Origin of the sequence: Ornithinibacillus scapharcae TW25 (assembly GCF_000190475.1) — a bacterium.
In the GTDB taxonomy this organism is placed as follows: domain Bacteria; phylum Bacillota; class Bacilli; order Bacillales; family Amphibacillaceae; genus Ornithinibacillus; species Ornithinibacillus scapharcae.
On record NZ_AEWH01000003.1, the window covers coordinates 51263 to 68762 of the forward strand.

The 17500-nt window shown below is 31.5% G+C and carries 20 protein-coding genes; 9 read left to right on the forward strand and 11 right to left on the reverse strand.

Features of this window, described 5'->3' with window-relative positions; translation table 11 throughout:
• Positions 1–117: 117 nt before the first annotated feature.
• Positions 118–480, forward strand: a complete 363-nt coding sequence (locus tag G5W_RS0100320) for an SA1362 family protein (protein WP_010093219.1) — start codon at positions 118–120, stop codon at positions 478–480.
• 180 nt (positions 481–660) lie between these two features.
• Here the strand turns inward: G5W_RS0100320 and G5W_RS0100325 are convergent, their stop codons facing one another.
• Positions 661–1905: an MDR family MFS transporter gene (locus G5W_RS0100325; protein WP_010093220.1), complete on the reverse strand. Its 1245-nt coding sequence runs from the start codon at positions 1903–1905 to the stop codon at positions 661–663.
• A gap of 1162 nt (positions 1906–3067) precedes the next feature.
• Between G5W_RS0100325 and G5W_RS0100340 the strand changes: the two genes are divergently transcribed.
• Positions 3068–3376 carry a hypothetical protein gene (locus G5W_RS0100340; RefSeq protein ID WP_010093223.1) on the forward strand — a complete coding sequence of 103 codons (309 nt, stop codon included), beginning with the start codon at positions 3068–3070 and terminating at the stop codon, positions 3374–3376.
• 110 nt (positions 3377–3486) lie between these two features.
• On the opposite strand, the gene G5W_RS0100345 is transcribed toward G5W_RS0100340, so the two are convergent.
• The 4 genes from G5W_RS0100345 to G5W_RS0100360 all read right to left on the reverse strand — a co-directional run bounded on the left by G5W_RS0100345 (position 3487) and on the right by G5W_RS0100360 (position 5886).
• Positions 3487–4071 (reverse strand): class I SAM-dependent methyltransferase, encoded by a 585-nt coding sequence (locus G5W_RS0100345; protein WP_010093224.1) that lies wholly within the window; start codon positions 4069–4071, stop codon positions 3487–3489.
• Positions 4072–4786: 715 nt separating this feature from the next.
• Positions 4787–4960: a hypothetical protein gene (locus G5W_RS23905; protein WP_010093225.1), complete on the reverse strand. Its 174-nt coding sequence runs from the start codon at positions 4958–4960 to the stop codon at positions 4787–4789.
• 38 nt (positions 4961–4998) lie between these two features.
• Positions 4999–5379 (reverse strand): DUF4257 domain-containing protein, encoded by a 381-nt coding sequence (locus G5W_RS0100355; RefSeq protein WP_010093227.1) that lies wholly within the window; start codon positions 5377–5379, stop codon positions 4999–5001.
• 216 nt (positions 5380–5595) lie between these two features.
• Positions 5596–5886 carry a hypothetical protein gene (locus G5W_RS0100360; protein ID WP_010093228.1) on the reverse strand — a complete coding sequence of 97 codons (291 nt, stop codon included), beginning with the start codon at positions 5884–5886 and terminating at the stop codon, positions 5596–5598.
• A 397-nt stretch (positions 5887–6283) separates the two neighbouring features.
• On the opposite strand from G5W_RS0100360, the gene G5W_RS20130 reads away from it, so the two are divergent.
• Positions 6284–6946: a YesK family protein gene (locus tag G5W_RS20130; protein WP_010093230.1), complete on the forward strand. Its 663-nt coding sequence runs from the start codon at positions 6284–6286 to the stop codon at positions 6944–6946.
• Between the two features lie 88 nt (positions 6947–7034).
• Here G5W_RS20130 and G5W_RS22615 read toward each other — a convergent pair whose 3' ends face one another.
• Entirely contained in the window at positions 7035–7721 is a 687-nt protein-coding gene (locus G5W_RS22615; protein ID WP_050801627.1) for a phospholipase A2 family protein, read from the reverse strand.
• An 857-nt stretch (positions 7722–8578) separates the two neighbouring features.
• Positions 8579–8770 (reverse strand): hypothetical protein, encoded by a 192-nt coding sequence (locus G5W_RS0100375; protein WP_010093232.1) that lies wholly within the window; start codon positions 8768–8770, stop codon positions 8579–8581.
• Positions 8771–8969: 199 nt separating this feature from the next.
• Between G5W_RS0100375 and G5W_RS0100380 the strand changes: the two genes are divergently transcribed.
• The gene (locus tag G5W_RS0100380; RefSeq protein WP_010093233.1) at positions 8970–9590 is read left to right on the forward strand and encodes a hypothetical protein; all 621 of its coding nucleotides are present in this window, start codon (positions 8970–8972) and stop codon (positions 9588–9590) included.
• A gap of 136 nt (positions 9591–9726) precedes the next feature.
• Positions 9727–10008, forward strand: a complete 282-nt coding sequence (locus G5W_RS0100385; RefSeq protein ID WP_010093235.1) for a hypothetical protein — start codon at positions 9727–9729, stop codon at positions 10006–10008.
• A 1455-nt stretch (positions 10009–11463) separates the two neighbouring features.
• On the opposite strand, the gene G5W_RS0100400 is transcribed toward G5W_RS0100385, so the two are convergent.
• A complete protein-coding gene (locus G5W_RS0100400; RefSeq protein WP_010093240.1) occupies positions 11464–12075 on the reverse strand; it encodes a hypothetical protein in 612 nt (203 codons plus the stop codon).
• A 301-nt stretch (positions 12076–12376) separates the two neighbouring features.
• On the opposite strand from G5W_RS0100400, the gene G5W_RS0100405 reads away from it, so the two are divergent.
• The 3 genes from G5W_RS0100405 (at position 12377) to G5W_RS0100415 (ending at position 13765) form a co-directional block, all read left to right on the forward strand.
• Positions 12377–12868, forward strand: a complete 492-nt coding sequence (locus G5W_RS0100405; protein ID WP_010093241.1) for an RNA polymerase sigma factor — start codon at positions 12377–12379, stop codon at positions 12866–12868.
• Position 12869: 1 nt separating this feature from the next.
• Positions 12870–13133, forward strand: coding sequence for a hypothetical protein (locus G5W_RS0100410; protein WP_010093242.1), 264 nt, complete (start codon positions 12870–12872; stop codon positions 13131–13133).
• A 131-nt stretch (positions 13134–13264) separates the two neighbouring features.
• Complete coding sequence (locus tag G5W_RS0100415; protein ID WP_157998032.1) at positions 13265–13765, forward strand: anti sigma factor C-terminal domain-containing protein; 501 nt, start codon at positions 13265–13267, stop codon at positions 13763–13765.
• A 244-nt stretch (positions 13766–14009) separates the two neighbouring features.
• Here G5W_RS0100415 and G5W_RS0100420 read toward each other — a convergent pair whose 3' ends face one another.
• The 3 genes from G5W_RS0100420 to G5W_RS0100430 all read right to left on the reverse strand — a co-directional run bounded on the left by G5W_RS0100420 (position 14010) and on the right by G5W_RS0100430 (position 15826).
• Positions 14010–14717, reverse strand: a complete 708-nt coding sequence (locus tag G5W_RS0100420; RefSeq protein WP_010093244.1) for a hypothetical protein — start codon at positions 14715–14717, stop codon at positions 14010–14012.
• Between the two features lie 19 nt (positions 14718–14736).
• Positions 14737–15255 carry a hypothetical protein gene (locus tag G5W_RS0100425; protein WP_010093245.1) on the reverse strand — a complete coding sequence of 173 codons (519 nt, stop codon included), beginning with the start codon at positions 15253–15255 and terminating at the stop codon, positions 14737–14739.
• A gap of 214 nt (positions 15256–15469) precedes the next feature.
• Entirely contained in the window at positions 15470–15826 is a 357-nt protein-coding gene (locus G5W_RS0100430; protein ID WP_010093247.1) for a hypothetical protein, read from the reverse strand.
• 537 nt (positions 15827–16363) lie between these two features.
• On the opposite strand from G5W_RS0100430, the gene G5W_RS22620 reads away from it, so the two are divergent.
• Positions 16364–17449: an S-layer homology domain-containing protein gene (locus G5W_RS22620; RefSeq protein ID WP_010093248.1), complete on the forward strand. Its 1086-nt coding sequence runs from the start codon at positions 16364–16366 to the stop codon at positions 17447–17449.
• Positions 17450–17500 lie beyond the last annotated feature (51 nt).

A 17500-nucleotide genomic window follows, 5' to 3' on the forward strand; every position in this document is an offset into this window, starting at 1 on the left:
AGAGTTGAATATTTTAAGTTTGGAAGGAAACAATTATACTAGTAATTAGAAGATTATTTAGAAGATGTTTTTCTAGTATTGGACTTAATAATAAGCGTTATGGAAAGGAAGATTCATATGAAGAAAAATTCATACGTTCGATTTTTCATATATGGAATTATAGGATTAGCCGCTTTGGGGTTAATTATGCAATTAGTTAATAATACATCCAATTTTCTGTTGAGTACATTAACCTCTATACTTTTTGGTTTGGTCATTTTCGGCCTACTATATTACTTTGTATTAGGTAGAAGGAATAAATCATCGGACGATAAAAAATATAAGCAGGCTGTGAAACAGTCCCATTCGAAATACGCTACTCATAAGAGCACTACTAAGAGTAGAAGCCAAACTAAGATTAGCCCGATTAAGAAGAAAAAAAGACCTAATCATTTACGAGTGATTGACGGAAATAAAACGAAGAGTAAAAATCGAGCTTGATATTCTGTAAACAATTTTTCACCCAGAACCACACAAATAGGCTTTTATAAAATTACACTACATCCCAATTGTTGGAAATACAACAATTGGGGGGTAGTACAATTCCAAGTGTTACTTAAATCTTTCTATTTTTTAATCCATTAAGCTTCTAATAAGGTACAGTTCTTCATTTAAAAATCCTTATTTTTCATAGTTCACTGGCAAATTCTTAAACATAAAAACATAAATAAAAGCACTAATCAAAGCACATACTATTATAATTCCAAATATAAAAACGGGCGATAAAGAAACAGAGAGAATAACGGTTATAGGGGCAATTAATCTCCCTAAGGAATACTGAAGATCAGACGCCGCCATATACTGCCCTCTAGCATTTTCAGGTGCATATTTACTGACAAAATTCTGCACGACTGGACCATGTATTATCTCCCCAATTGTTAATATTACTGTAATTCCAAATAGTAACCAAGCACTTGTTGTAAATCCAACTAAAAACATGCCAAATCCAGATAAACAAGCTGCAAGTATAAGTGAATTTCGATCCTTCCAGCCATTCAGCATTTTAGTTACTGGAATTACAAATAGAACAAACAAAAGCCCATTCAACCCTATCATCCACCCAAAGACTTCCTCGCTACTTAGCGTGATTGACCATTCTCCAATTGAAAACAGCTCTTGAGCTGGTACAAAGTTTCTAACATATACAGCTAAATATAAATCCAATTGCATAATCGAAACTGTTATGAAGGTACCACCAAGTATAAAAAAGAAGAACACTTTATCTTTAAAAATTACGAAATAATTTACCAATTGCTGTTTTACAACCAATAACAACTTATTGCTATCTGCCACCTCTTCCTCGTGCTCCGGCATTGTTTCCCTAATAATGAACAAAATTGCAAGAGAATAAAATAACGTAACTACTGTACAAGCCCATAAAAGCTCACTACGATATTGGAAAAATAAAACCGCACCTATGATTGGACCAACTACTGCCCCTAGATTATTAGCTGATGCAAAGGTTGCAAACACACTACGCCTTTCTTCATCTGGTACAAGATCGGCTACCATCGCAGAACTAGCTGGTCTATAGAATGATTTCCCAAGGCTAATTCCGATGAAAGCAGCATAATCAAACCAAGGTGAAAAAGAAAGTGCAAATAGGGCAAAGAATGTTGCTTGCATAAATGCACCAATTAACATGATTTTACGTCTTCCGAATTGGTCAGTTATATACCCTCCAATCATGCCCCCAAAAATGCTTATTATAGATGGTGCAGTCATCATAATTCCTGCCTCAATCACTCCCAATTCCTCACTAAAATAAATAGTAAGAAATGGGAAATACATCCAAAATAACATGTTAAATAACGTTTCTCCAATAAGCCTAGTTTTTAAATTTATATCCCACGAAAACCATTTCAAATTAATTTCACTCCTCTTACTTGGGAATCCTGTCAAGGTATAATTAACAATAAAATAAATTTTTTGGAAAATATAGACTTATATTTAAAACTCAGTTATACTATTATTATAAAAGTTAGCTAAGAGGCACCTTTAATTTAAATGTCACACAAACAGAACGTATGATCTCAATGGAATTAATTTATACAACAAAAAGCTCCCCTACACTAATGGTAGAGGAGCTTTTTGTTTTAGTATGTACATTTTAGGAATCTATCTTAAATTATATTTAATACCCAGTTTGTCATCATTTGCCAATAATGCAGAATCTCTTATTTAAAATCTTCCCCGTTAGCATAACAATTTCGAACGTAATACCAAAATTTATTCCGAATATATTTGGAAAATTTTTAACTAAATTAAAAAAGCATTCTTATTTTTGAACACCTTCTTACCTAATGCACCCGTTTGTTAAAGAAGAAATATAAACAGTTATTTATTATTATCACCTAATTCCACGGATACAGCTTCTTTTTTCTTTTTTCTTAAAAAGTGTCCAATCCACCAAGAACAAACAGCTAAAACCATTACAACTCCTATTTTCATCCAAACAGCAGGAAAAAAGTTAAATGAAAAGGTACTAATGCCTAATACTGTAACGGCGTAAATTATTGCAACCCTTAATTCCAGTTTTTTATAATCCGCTATACTTCTAATTTGATACCCTCCTTACTATGAATACCATCAATCTTATTTATAAAGGCTTTTTAGCTTATCACCTAAACTATTTTGTTCCTAATGTCTATATTCAACAAGTAACCTGCCCCGTTAGCTTAATAGCTACTTTTTAAATACTATCATAGTATTCCGATAATTAAGTCTAAAGTTTAACCATAAGAAAAAGGCTACACTACTAGGATTACCTTGTTTAATTCTTGTACCCATTAGTCGAAGTAAGAATCTTTTTAATAGGAATATAAAAATTATACAAACGGAAACTAAGAATAAATTTGTATGAAGAAGGATTAGATTAGATGTTAAAAAAGCAGTTATTCTGATATTTTTCTTAGGCTTAACCTCTTTTAATAACCCATCAAATACCAATGCAGATATTCCTGCGAAAAAACAGCAAGAAGAAATAGAAAAACTTATTCATGAAGATATTAAGTTAAGCTTTCCTATATTGATAGAACTTGAAAAAGAAACTACTCTATTTGTAATCAATTATGAAGATTTGCTTAAAGCAACATTGATAAGCAAACAAACAAACGATATTAATTCTTTACACGATATTTGGTCCATTCATAGTTATCAAGGTAAGAAGAGACTTTATATAGCGCCCAAAATGCAACCTAAGGAACTAGAAGATAAACATGAGCTTGGTGGTTATCTATTCTATAGAATACCAGATGGAACAAACATGAAAGTCGTATTAGGAAAAACGGAAAAAGGTTGGGAAATAGTAAATATGGAAAAAGAAAAAGTAATTTAGAACTGTAATTATATACATGTTCTTTTAAGCCACTTTAAGATTTAAAAAATATACTAAACTCTTGTACCCGTTAGCACAGTAAAAAGGGTTATGATTAAAAGGTCTATATGTTATTTCATTGCCAAAATTGTAAATTCCCAGGGTATATTTTCATTATTCCATCCACGGTGTTCTTCAAAGCTATTTAATGTAAAGCCACTTTTGATAACTGAATTGATTATTTCACTTAAAGTATAGTGCCTTATATATACATCAGGGAATTTTTGCTGTTCCGATTCCTCAAAATACTCTTTATAAGCTACTTCTCCTTTATGTAATTCATTATCAAAATAAGTAGGGGTATATTTGAAGTCGGAGCCTATACATCTTTTTATTGGATGGTAGTCACTTAAGACCATTCTCCCACCATTTTTAAGCATTGAAAAAAGAATAGCCATAAATTTATCAATATCACTAAAGTAGTGTAATATTCCTCCTTCTAAATAAAGAATATCAAAGGATCTTTTATATCTTTCCAAATCAATATCGTAACCATCTCCTACTATATAACTAATTGAGGTATTTGCATGATTAGCTAATTCTAATGCGTATCTTTTATTTTCCTCTGATAAATCAAAAACTGTTACTTCTGCACCTAATAATGAAATGGGGACAGCTTTTCGACCATTTGAACCGCATAATATCATTAACAACATTGTTTATGATAGTTTCTATTTCTTCATCTTTAGTAGTATTTATATCGTATGATGGATACAGTTTTTGAAAATGCAACCAAATGGAGATTAATAAAAGGAGTTTCAGTTTTTTGATAGTAGGTCCTCGAGCAATATCCAATTCGTTTTATCAATTACACCTGAACCAGCATTCAAATTAAAATGAACATAAGCCGGTCTACTAGTTTGAGCTTTATTAATCAATTCATTGTCAAAGTCTGGACATTTAAACACATCGACATGAACTTTACCTTCATTTACTAATTAATAAGCTTCAGATGAATAATTTACTGCTAATTTCAAAATAACGGCCCCCTCATTGTATTTACTCTAGATAATCAAAAAAATAAATAGACATTCATTAAAAAAATTCAAAATTATTGATTTTCAAGCTCATGATAACACCAGATTTGTATAAATACAACTCATTTATAACCTTAATTTACTCTTTATATTGCAATGCATTTATGTACTCATGGGGACTTATGGGTTAAAGGAATAAGATAACTTTTAAAAGTTAAGGAGTATTTTGATAAGAGAGATATATTATTCATCCCCTTCGTTTGGAAAAATATAAGAGGAGTTTGGAGGCTGCAAATTAATAGGAGTATATAATTTCTACCTGTCATATTAATATTTAATATATAAAAGTTATAAAGGCAGACTAGGATAAATCCTGTCCACCTTTTAATTCTTCTTACTTCTCATTAATACTTGACAGCACACGTTTCTCCGCCTTTGCTATCGTATTATGTAGCATTTTGCCATAATATCGAACTTGCCGCGGATACTTCGCTCTAACCAGTTTAGTTTTGATTTTTGTAATCTTCTCTTTCTCATCCCTAGTCAAATTTTGTATTAATGTTGACATGTTAATTCCTCCTATTTTATCTATTACTCCTCTGAAATTCACTCTTTACTCTTTTCATTGTCAATTTGCCTTTTAATTTCGGCAATTAGTTTTTCCTCTGCTGCTTCCAACATTTTTCGCTTTTCTTCACTCGCATGTAACTGCTGACTTAACAGGATAGATTCTCCACTTAAACCAGCAATGGTAGAAATACCAATAATAGACGGATATTCCAAATCTAGAGCACCAGGCACTAAAATAGTTATGGCTAACAATGCGGCAATAGCACCTACAAATACATCATAGATAAAACCAAAATAGATTTTTCCATCAACTTTATAAGGTTTATCCAACTCTCTCCTGCTGTTCATTAAACTAACTATGAAACCGATTAGTCCACCAAGAAAAACTGATAATAACAGTTTGCCAATAATGATCATAATAGTATCATCCCCCCTATCTTTTAAATTTAGGAAAACAAAAAGAGCCCCAGGGGGATTAACAACCATACTTATTGTATGATAATTAATCATCCCAAAGGACTCTATGTTTATAGTTTATTAGATGCTGCAGCTAACCCCGAAGAAGGTTGCTAATTAAGTAGAAAAGAAAAGATTATAATTCTATTATATATAAATGTTAATCAAAAGAAAACATCAAATTACTGTGTTCTCGACTTCAGCTAATAATGCCTTTATTTTGTCTTTGTAGAAACGTACACGCCTTGGATATTTTGCATTATTAAGTTTCTCTTTATAATCTAGAAATAAATCGAGTTGTTCTTTAGTAAAGGAACTCGTTGCCGTAGGATTTTGTGTTCTCGCTAAATCGATTAAAGTATTGAGTCGATTTGAATAATATTGAGCCTCTTCTAATGAATTCGCATTATTCAAAAGATCCCTTATAAGACTATATTCATTCCTTTGTTCTTCAGTAAAAGAAATCATCAAAATCCCTCCTTTTATTACTATAATATTAACATAATCTAATGCAATTAACACGTTCACTTTATATCTAATTTAAAAGTTATTTAAAGAGTATTTTATATCTTCCTGCTAAATACTTATTTAATGAATGATTCGTTAATAGTAAGTATTGTATTAGAAATGTATCTATTAGTAAAATGGGAATAGTAGTTCAATACAAAAGAATTTATGTAAGTAAGCAGCTTTCCTATAAATACATAAAAAAACTACAACTTTTTCCTTATATGAGTGGTCCCTTCTATGGAGTATAATATAGGGAGCTATCATTAAAGATGGATAACAGCCCTTTCTTGTTGAACTTTTTAAGAGGAAGAAAGGTGCTCGCAAAAAGCTTTTTTATGAAAAGGAGGATTATTCAATGCATCTGTTTATGGTTTTGTATCTTTTAGGACTATTAATAGGTATAGGATTTTATACTCTTACATACCTTTTTTCAAAAGAGATGAAGGAAAAAAAGAGGTCCATATTTTTATTTACAGTTGGAATCGTTATAATATTGGTTGGATTGGTGATTGGCGGTTTTGAAGGGATGCCTTTATCGTTATTAGGACTAGGTGTTATAACCATATCTATAATAACATTAATTATGGCAAATAAGGCTCTATGGCGAAAGTACATTTTTGTTTTTATAGTATTAATTATTATTGTTGTGTTTGCATTTTCTTACTTGAATCGTCCGGATTATTGGATAATACAAAAAGAAAATGAGTTCGCATCATCAGAAAACGAGATTTACAAATATGTAGAATTACTTCAAACCGAAAATATTAGCGGGTTTAAAATAATGGATACAGAAGATAGTAAAGCAGTCATTCTATCTCTAGGTGAAGAAAGAACAGGTACAAGTATTGAAGTTACTGACATGGAAGAACTGAATGGGAAAACAGTAATATATGTAAAAAGTTTTTATAACAAATCTACAGAAAGTAACCCAACAATTATTATTGGAGTAGATAGACTGGAACCAGTAGTTGAAATTAGAGATGTCGATGGAACGATGTATAAAAAAATTCAAGAATAGAGGGGTTTCTATCTAATAGAACTTAAATAGGCTCAATATTCAGAGCGTGATTAAGCTGAATATTGAGCTATTATAAAGAAATCACCTTTTAAATTATTATTGAGTTACACTTTGCATTAAAGAAAGTAGTAATCGCCGTGGCAGCGACAGGGCCTTCTTTAAAGTTATTCCAGGTGTTCACACAACTAATAAGGTCTAGGTCACAAGCTGAACAGCGGTTTGTTTTGTTTCTTCTGTAACAATCATCATGAATGTAACAGCAGCCATCAATTTTATTATATATGGGACCTCCGCCACCAGCTGATCCATTTGTTCCACATGCTTGTCCACAATACTGATATCCACCAGGTAAACAAAAGTCACCGAATGCTTGTGTTTCTATGGATCCATCTTTTTCTTTTAGTTGCTCAATTAATCCAGAATAGTTTCTTTCCTTAATAGTTTCCCATACGGTATGAGCAGGTTCTTCAATTACTTCACCCACGTCTACAATAAACGACTGAGATAAAATATCATATCTAATATCTAAGATAGTTGTTGCTTTTTCATTTTCTACGACAACATTAGACCTAACCATTTCTGAGAAGTTTCCATTTTGATCTGCAGTTACAGTAAAGATTAAGCTGACAAAACTATCAGAATCCTCCAAAAGGTAGGTTTCGGCCTTATTGGTATGGGTTTCTAAATCAAGATCATAACTGATTCCCTCATAGTTAAAACTTGAAAGATTTTTGTTGAGTTCCTCTTTTAAGAAGGATTTTGTTTTTTGAAACAACTCGCCTTCTTTTAGTAATCTTATTTTTTTTCAAGTAATTCTGGTTGGATTAATTTCATTTTTTTTAGTTTTAAATCTAAGACCATAACAATTACTCCTTTTAAATTTGTTTATTATTTTCTTAAACGGCGCCGTTCAGAATTCGGAATTCGATATAGATTAAGAGTTTTCAGATACTTACTTTTACTACTTGGGTTACACTATCATAAAAAGTCAATTGATCTGATCAGAATCAAATTATAACCATGAGAGTTAGTATTCATAGAAATTAAGTTATTGTTGACCATCGCTTATAGAAAAGGAGACGTTATCTAAAATAAACAACCAAACATCCGACTTAGCTTTTAGATACTATCATAATCTCTTCAACCCAATTTCATTAAAATACCCCTCTTGTTCTATAAAGTGTAAGAGGAATGATAAAAAACAACCCTTACTTCCCATTTTAATTTTTCCTCTTCAATATGCAGTTGCTAATCAATATTAATCCTACATATAAAGTGTTGTTCTGAGGAAAAGTGATTGTTCTGGTCCTAGCCCTGTGTACCTATTATTAGGAAATGAAAAGCATTTGATGCTAACTCCAGATTTTTCACTGCTCTGCATAGAATGGTAGTAGTTTTTTCTATTTCTGCGTTCCATTTAATGTTAAGTACTTGTTTATAAGTTCTGTGTTAACTATCAGACGTGGGATGTTGAATCCAGGAATATTGCCAGAACGGTGTAATTCACTTTACTTATGACCCCCGATGGAACTTGTTGTAGTATGTAAGTTTTAACGAAAAAAAGCTCTTCTTTATTTTTTAAATACAAAACAGCCAATAATTCAAAGAGAAGGATTATTGGCTGTTCAAAATCTATTTATAGACCTTATACAGTTTATTAACATCAATTACTTTAACAATTAGTGAACTAGGTTCAGTCCCCAGTTCTGAACAGTAGTAATCAATTAGTTTATATTCAGCTTCGTCTTCATTTTCGGCTATTATTTCTCCATTGAATGGACTTGGAAAGTATGAATCCTTTACTTCAAATGCAAATTTTTTCATTTGTTTTTTCTCCTTTCTAAATTATGCTAATCAAAGTCTAATATATGGATGATGAATCCTCTCCTACGGTTTAATTAGAATGAAGATGCAATTTGATTGAATCGTTGTTTGTACTATTTTTACTTGAAAGAGAGAACTCAGAAATCCCACCTCGAAGGAAATGAGGTTGTTTTAGAAGTATCAAAGAGGGATAAACCTTATGATAATAACGACCGTTTGTTGGCAGACGGATGATTCTGCGCCTATTAGTAATTCTTCATCAGCCTTCAATTCAAGTGAAACAACTATTACCCCAGATACAGAAGAGAGTTTAACTTTAAATGAAGCAATTGATATAGCACAAAAAGAGGCGTTAAAGTGGAATAAAGAAGCATTGTTATACAACGGACTAAGTGTTGATAGAGATGAAACCCCTACAGGAATGGATGGCAGAAGAAAAAATTGGAACATAAAATTCGGTATTCCTTATAAGACAGATTTATATTTAGTAACGATACGGGATGGAAAGATATGGGGAGAAACACATTTACCTAACGAACTGGAGAGTATGCCCGATAGTTACTTTGTTTCAGACATTAAAGACTTTAAGTTTGATTCACCTGAATTACTGGAAAAGAGTAAAAAAGTCACAAATATATATCCAGGAGACACTTTTGCGAAAGGGTATAACTATGGTTTCACAAAAGATCCAGAAAAGAATATTCCCCTTTCGATGGTTATTGGCTGGGATGAAAGTAAGAAGGTTATGATCTACTTACAGTACAATGCAAAAACAGGAGAATTGGAAAATAAAATCGAAAGAGAACAATACAAGAATTAAAGGAGTTTTTATTATGAAAAAAATATAGTTATCTTTGCAATAGCTTCTTGTTTTGTGTTCATCTTTGCATTTTCTTCAAATACTCATGCTTATACCGCGGGCGAAGTTACAGCTTATACAGGAAGCACAATTGGACATGGTTCATCTGTATTTCCAAACAAACAATATCAAACTATCGCAGTCCACCAAAAATCAACTACAAATCATGACCCGATATAGTGAAATAATAACAGAGAAACCGCTATATCTAAACGGGCATGGTAATAGAAGTATTTTTCAGGTAACGGATACGGGTGACTTGAACAGAAAAAGACCTTATTACTGGTTTGATATATATTTTGGTACCAGTACAACTACTAATATAAATAATGCAAAAACCTTTGGTACGAAATATAACATCGATTATAGTGTATTTTAAATGAGGAATATTAGTTTCAATTACTTTTTTTAGAATGGAAATCATCTAAAAATTTAACCAAAATAGATTCGTTATTTATAATAGTACTCTTTGTATTATTTTTAATATAACACTAACGTCAAACTGGGGTTCCTTAAAGGAACTCCTATTATATTTCTGCTATTTTTCGGAGTTCGAATTTTGATGGTATATGTCAAAATGATCCAATGTTTTAAAAGTTAGTTGTTGTTGCTACTTTTCTGCTCTACCTAACGTTACTTACCACTTCCATTTTTATTATCCTTTCTAATTACATCTAGTTAACAAACTACCCAATAAATTTCCTATGTTAAAAAAACAAGTTATTGTACATAATAAGAAAAATCTTTAAAAGGAGAGTACTAATGAAATAAGTTACCCTGTTATTACTTATTGTCTTATTTTCAAATACTACGTTTACAAGTGCTAAAACCCTTACAGAAGTAATCCCTCAAGACCAACCACCATCGTTACTGGAATCTTCCTTCCTAAGATATCTCGGAGGCACAATCCTTGAGATAATGCAGGAACATGGTGATAAACAGTTATTTAGTTTTAGCAGAATTGAAAAAGTCACAAGAGATGCTGATAGCGAAACTTATAATGTTTCTTTACGTGTAATAGGATATGAAGGCCCTTTGAACCCACCTTACAAGCTAATTCGTATGACAATTCGTTTTCCTGGAGAGAAAAATCTTAAAGACTATACGGTCGTATCATATAAGAGCAGGTTTATCTCCGATGAAGAGTTTAATGAGTTGTCTAAAAATACCGTACCTTAATTTACTGATTTTACACACATTGCTTTTTAGAAGTAACTTAATCCTAATTTCTCAGTATTGAAAGTGAGAAATTAGGGTTATATATATATCGATTTCCTTAACGTTGTAAATCCGCATTTTCCTGACGCTACCCCTTATTAGGTTCCTGGAAAAAACGTATAAGTGAAAGGAATGTTTGCTCAACATTATTAAGTTTAGATTCATCGGACTTAACTGTACTTAGGTGACTTTCCAAAGTGGGAAAATAATCTAATACTTCTTGAATTGATTTCTTCACTAATTCATCCCCTTGTTATTATTGTTAACGAAACTGTAGCACATATAAAGATGGTTAACAACATTAACAAGAGGGAATTAATACCCTCTGTGATAACGGAAGAAGGGAATACAGTTCATTTAAACGATATATTAGAGATTGAAATAAGTGAGAACTCATAAATTTATTTACTATTAATTCTCTTAGTGTTAGAACCAAATGAGGCCTCCCTATTCAAATAAGGTGGCACAGAAAATACTATATTTTTATACAGCCTATTTTTTATTAAGTCAGGTCCAATTTGATTACTAACTAGTAGAATAAGCACTTTCTCATCCCAAATTATAAATTTGAATAAGAAAGTGCTTTTATCAAAGTTAATTTACTGGTTTTACTCCTCTAATCAGAATATATTACATTAAACTTTGCTCCTAAATAGTTCATAGCATATTTCGCATAGAACTCTGCTTTTTTATTTGTCCCATCCACATAATCATTAATATCTCTCCATATCACGTTTTTTGCTCGTCCAATCGGTGGTACTAATGCTGCTCTTAATCCGGGACGAACTAGATTAGATTTAGTTGGATCTTCTTCATATAATTCTATAGCGATAACAGCATCAACACCGTCAACTAGAGTTCCGTAGACCTGGTGATACGGTATAGTAACCATAAAGTCTCCCCCAGTAGAGTGGACTATCTTATCATCACGTCTAAAATTCATAGCTGCGGGATCAGCATGACTAGTAAACCAAGTAGACTGAGTTACATAATTCCAAGTTCCATCCCCAGCCATTGGCATGGTTAGATAGGGTATCTCTTTAGACTCATATATCTCAACTGAGACTCCAGTCTGTTCATCAACCATTGTATCAATTAGAATCCAAGAAGGATCTGCTACGATATCTTGATTAATTCCTTTGATTTCAATAGCTTTCTCCTCAGCTGAAACAGTAGTCGCAAGAAAAACTAGACTAATAAATGTCGCGAAAAATATTACCTTTTTCATTTCCCCATCCCCTTTTCCTTTTTTTTCAATCTATAGGATATTTTACCATAATAAAAATATTTAGAAAAGTATAAAATAAGTAAAAAGGAGCTATATCGTGTAAATTACACATGAAATATGAGGAATATTATCATTAAATAGCAAAAATATATGGTAATTTAGTGTTTTAGTGATAGAAACTAAGTGATTTGAATAATCCAATCTCTCAAACTGTTACAATCAATATAGATAATTAAATTATTTATTTGATTTTTGTATACTCTTTTTGTTCATAAACGTCTTTAATTTAGGAGGAGGGACAATGAAAAAAAATATACTACTTGAGGAATTAAACAATGAACTTAATATTGTTTATCGATATTTATTAAGTAAAGGTGTTTCGGAAATGGATGCTGAGGACGCAGTTCAGGAAACGGCATATAAATTTCTTAGATACTCAGAGACCATTCACACATCTAATATTCGTGGCTGGCTAATCCGTGTTGCACTAAATAATTACTACGATCAATGCCGAAAGACAAAAAGACTAAATCTATCCTTTGATGCTTCAATTAAAGAAATGGAATCATCGGATTATCCTGAATCTATCTTTATAGAAAATGAGAGTAAAGAGGAACTTAATAGTTTATTGCTTAAATTAAAGCCCCTCCATGCTGAACTTCTTATGTTAAGGTACTTCTCTGAATTATCATATAAGGAGATTTCACAACTACTTGGAATAAGTGATAGCGCGATAAAAACAAATTTATACCGTGCACGAAAGAAGCTACTAAAAATATATAAGGAGGATTAGGATGAATAAAAATAAAGAGATAGACAAAAAGGAATTAAATGATTTTATAAGTGGAGATTCATTTCAAAGAACTCTGAGAAAGTCTAGACGTAAACAACTTTTTCTTTATATTATTATTTCTATTTTAACAACTTGTGGGGTTATATTTTTCACCCAAGTTATCGGGCATCATATTATTAATAACAAGATCGAACAGGAGGTTAAAAAATACATCAACGCATTATTGGTGATGGTAAAGGTGCGGGCCTTGTTAATTATAATTTAGATGTCTCCTATGGTCTCTTAAAGGCTGAAGGGAATATTACATACTATAAAAAAATAGGAGATAGACAGGTTCCATGGCTAGTTGAAAGAAAGGAGTTTCCAGCTATAGGGAAAGTGAAGAGTAAGAATGCGGTGGTATCAGAGATCCTTACTGTAAGCAATGAAGAAAGAACAGTACGATACAACCAACTAAACAATGAAAGAGAAATAGATTTCTACTATCCTCACATAGGCTATCATAATTTACCAAATGAGCTTGAAATAGCTTTAACTCTTGATGAAAATACTTTAATTGAAGTTGCTTTATCATTCAATAAACCAATGAGTAAAGAAGAAGTTTGGAATAGTTTGGGGAGTGATAATGTAGATTGGTTTTGGATAGATAAATCGAATTCCACAACATTCAATGAGTTACCTGCAAGTGAGATGGATTTTGACCACGTGTTGTTTGGAAAAGATGCTTTCGGGTTCTCTGTATCTAATGATTATCCAAGTTTGAACTCTAATAACTCTGAAAAAAACATTCTCATCAGTGGTGCGATAGTTAGTGGTACGCCAAGTGAATTAGAGAGGTTCTTGGAATTAGATATAATTCGAGCATCTGTAATTGGCTTAACTATGGATAATTATTAATGGCTAACTACTTTTTAAATAAATTTAGACATTTTGAATATATAAAAGAAAACGTACTTCCATTTTTATTCTAAAGTACGTTTTCTAAATGTATTCCTTTTATTTATCTTCCAATATTAACTTATTCTCTCATTTAATATCTTTTGTCTGTTCCAATTCATTCCTTGAAACATTCTTTGTTCAGCATCAATAGACATTACCATAAAATCGACCCTGATATCTAATAGTGTACGGAAAGGTTCAATTACCTTTTTTTAATATAACCTTTTAGGATTAATTCCTCTAACCTCTGCAAACTGACTTTTCCGTAATTCATGAAAAACTCCTCTCCAAAAGCATCATATATTAGAAAATTATCATATTTAGGTTTATTTTCTACCAGAGAAACTGAACCGTAAGTATGTTTTAGTTTTTTCTTCTGTTTTAAAACATTACAAGACAGCATCTTATCTTTTAAATGCTCATAATCGGTGTTTAGTTGTTCCATGTCTCTTTGTAATGTAAGGATCCCATCTAATAGCTCCTCTTCTGTTTTTTCATCATCGTCAATTTCAACTGTTGATAGCGCTCTTCCCTCTTTATTAAAAGATGGTTTCACATAAAAGGTTGGTTTTTGCTTGAAAGGAATACTTAGGGTATCCCAATTCTCAATAGATTCTACCTTTTTGTTATCGACGTTTAAACAGTCAAGATATATCTCTGGCACAAGATAATCTGATAGAAATTCTAGTAACCCTTCAAAGTCCCATTCATATATCATCTTAGGTACAAACTTTGCAACCAAATTAGATTGCTTGAATACATATCGTTTTATATCTCCCTCTTTTAAGATTTCTTTTAATGAACTTTTATAATTTTTTAAACTAGTCTCTGTTCTTTTCTTCTCTAGATACTTACCACTCTTTATATATTCTTCCATTAATAGCGCAGCAGTTAGTTGAATACTTTCCATTATTAACCCTCCAAATATTTTAAATTGCTTTCAGATACGAAAAAAGATCAATCTGATTAGGTTTTAATTTGTACCTAATCTGATCAATCCTTTTCATACATTCATATGTTTGTTTCATACTAGTACCTAGTTTCCCTCTATACTGTAAATTTAGTAAACCGTTAGGAAGGAAAACAACGCCAATATCACCAATAAAATAAATATTTGGTTGTTGCATTCTTCCCCCTATCTTTCTAATCAATCTTGGTGTTATATGTTCCTCTTGTAGTTCACATTCCAAACCTGTTATCAATGGTCTATAGGAAGGAAAAATCATATCACAGAAATAAATAATTGCATCTATTGATGCGTTACTATAGATATGATAACCTACCCCCTTCTGTCTACCGGCTTGATTAGAAAGGATCCTGATTTTAAAGTAGGCACTATCCATCTCTAATAATAGAGAACCTCTTTCCTTTTCGTTAAACCCAAATCCTTTCAAATCGTTTCTAAGTTGAATAGAGCTCACATCCAGAAATACAGTAAGCCTAAACACATAATCCCACCTCTCTATAGTTTTTATTCTCTTACATACATAAAACTCTTCCAAAACATAAAAAAGCCTTTGAGCAAGAGAACAATACACTAGGTATCCTCTATGCCCAAAGGCTAATAATTTTGTTAGTAATATCCAGCAGACCATATTTAGTCGCGAAAAAGTTTTAAATTAAGTAAGATTAACTTAATTATATTTTAAGAACATTTTAAAATCAATCTTCCTCACGAATTATTTTGGGTATTTCTAACAATTTATCCAAATTAAACTGTGCTATTTCTTGTATTCTTTTAGCTTGTGAAGATGAAACCTCATAAGAATTTTGTATATCTCCTGTTTGGAGACAAAGTTGCTCTAATTGAGGAAGTTCATCAAACAAAATTTTCTCTGTATTAGAAAGAACAACGTCCTTCCTTACTTCTTCTTCATTATTAGTTTGAGTGATGTTTACTTGCTGAAGGTAAACAAGATGAACCAGGGTTGTATAATCGTATTTGAAGTATCTCTCATGCAGCTCAAATTTCCTTTCTACCAAACCCATAACTTTTGCATCCTTTTTGGTTATATTCATATAAACACCCTTTTCTAAATAACTCCACTTATCGTTGACTATAGAAAACGTTTATATACTTATATATAAACTCTTTAAGGATTATTATAAAGGATGTATCAATAAAAAATGATATATTTATCAAACACATTTAATATTCACTATATTTCTATAAAAAAATAGTAATAAAATACTAGTTAATTTATAATGCACATATGAAAGCTTATTGATATTATCTAATATTCTAAACTATATTGATATTTTCAGAGAATAATAGTATTATGGTCTTAAATAAAACTTCAATTCTTTTCTTAGCGTCCAAAAGCGGATAGCTGTCAATCTTTATTTAACGTAATGCGTTCTCTGGAACAATTCTTCACATTAATTTGTGTTGATATTGTGTCATGGAACGCTTTTTTCCGTTTTATATAAAAAATCTAGAAAGGGGTAAGTCTTTATACAAAGAAATGAGGTTTATTTAAACTAAAAATACAGGCAGGAAACTATAATGAAAAAATAATTTCTATAATTGCAGTACTCACGCTAACTTTAACTATCATGCCTGCAGTTGGTTCAGCAAAAGTCTTTGAGGATGTTAAGGGACACTGGGGTGAAAAAGAGGTTCAATACTTGGTTGATCTTGGACTCATTAATGGCTATCCTGATGGCTCATTTAAGCCAAATGCCCCGATCACAAGAGAGGAAGCTGCTAAAATCATCGTTACAGAATTGGGGTTAGATCTAAATAGCGATAATAATATCTTTCCAGATGTGAAAAAAGGGTACTGGGCTGAGGAATACATTAGTGCAGCTGTTGAAAATAATATTTTAACGGGATATCCTAACGGGAATTTCGGTCCTAAAAACTTACTTACCAGAGGAGAATTAGCTTCAATATTAGTTAGAGCATACGATTTAAAAGAAAAGGAAAGTAGTACCACTTTTCCATTTAGAGATGTTAAAAAGACATACTGGGCTTACAACAATATAAAAATATTAGACCAACATAAGTTAGTACAGGGATATCCTAATGGGAATTTTGGACCACTGGATGAAGTAACTAGAGCTAGTTTTTCCGCATTTCTTGAAAGGTTACTAAAGTCTGGAAGTGAAACAAAAATAAGTTATTTTGCTAATGACCCTAGTTTAGATAACCAAGTGGCCGACGCATTCCTTAAGCAATCAGAATTAGATATCTTATCCCACGAAATAATTACTGCGATGAAGCAAGTAAGAGAATTTGGAAAACCTATTACTGTAAATGAGTTTTTAAAAATATCTATATCAACTAAAGATTTACAAGGATTAGTAAAGCCCTTTATCTTTGAATATCAACCTATAGAGACTAATAATCAAGATAAACCAGAAGAAAACACCGAAGGAAATAATAATGGTGATGAAGAATCAACGACTAGAAGTATCTATATGGTCAATAACCCCGAATTAGATAATGGAGTACTTATTGTTTTTTATGCAGAATCAGGACTAGAGATAGATGCAGAGAAAATTCTTAAAGCTATGAACGAAGTTAGAAAAACTAACAAACCTGTATCGGTAGATAATTTATTAACTATTTCTCTGTCACCTACACCGTTCAAGGATTATGAAAATCCATTCATTTTTGAATGGATTGTTAATAACTAGTTTTCAAAAAAATCTCTGATATTATCTAGAAGGATTTTTTAGTTTGTCTTC

Coding starts and splice junctions, on each gene's coding strand:
- G5W_RS0100380 (WP_010093233.1), top strand. CDS start 8,970: ATGATAATAACGACCGTTTGTTGGCAGACGGATGATTCTGCGCCTATT.
- G5W_RS0100410 (WP_010093242.1), top strand. CDS start 12,870: ATGAATAAAAATAAAGAGATAGACAAAAAGGAATTAAATGATTTTATA.
- G5W_RS22620 (WP_010093248.1), top strand. CDS start 16,364: ATGCCTGCAGTTGGTTCAGCAAAAGTCTTTGAGGATGTTAAGGGACAC.
- G5W_RS0100355 (WP_010093227.1), bottom strand. CDS start 5,379: ATGATCATTATTGGCAAACTGTTATTATCAGTTTTTCTTGGTGGACTA.
- G5W_RS0100375 (WP_010093232.1), bottom strand. CDS start 8,770: ATGAAAAAATTTGCATTTGAAGTAAAGGATTCATACTTTCCAAGTCCA.
- G5W_RS0100405 (WP_010093241.1), top strand. CDS start 12,377: ATGAAAAAAAATATACTACTTGAGGAATTAAACAATGAACTTAATATT.
- G5W_RS0100400 (WP_010093240.1), bottom strand. CDS start 12,075: ATGAAAAAGGTAATATTTTTCGCGACATTTATTAGTCTAGTTTTTCTT.
- G5W_RS0100345 (WP_010093224.1), bottom strand. CDS start 4,071: ATGTTGTTAATGATATTATGCGGTTCAAATGGTCGAAAAGCTGTCCCC.
- G5W_RS0100320 (WP_010093219.1), top strand. CDS start 118: ATGAAGAAAAATTCATACGTTCGATTTTTCATATATGGAATTATAGGA.
- G5W_RS0100360 (WP_010093228.1), bottom strand. CDS start 5,886: ATGATTTCTTTTACTGAAGAACAAAGGAATGAATATAGTCTTATAAGG.
- G5W_RS23905 (WP_010093225.1), bottom strand. CDS start 4,960: ATGTCAACATTAATACAAAATTTGACTAGGGATGAGAAAGAGAAGATT.
- G5W_RS0100430 (WP_010093247.1), bottom strand. CDS start 15,826: ATGAATATAACCAAAAAGGATGCAAAAGTTATGGGTTTGGTAGAAAGG.
- G5W_RS20130 (WP_010093230.1), top strand. CDS start 6,284: ATGCATCTGTTTATGGTTTTGTATCTTTTAGGACTATTAATAGGTATA.
- G5W_RS0100420 (WP_010093244.1), bottom strand. CDS start 14,717: ATGGAAAGTATTCAACTAACTGCTGCGCTATTAATGGAAGAATATATA.
- G5W_RS0100385 (WP_010093235.1), top strand. CDS start 9,727: ATGGTTCATCTGTATTTCCAAACAAACAATATCAAACTATCGCAGTCC.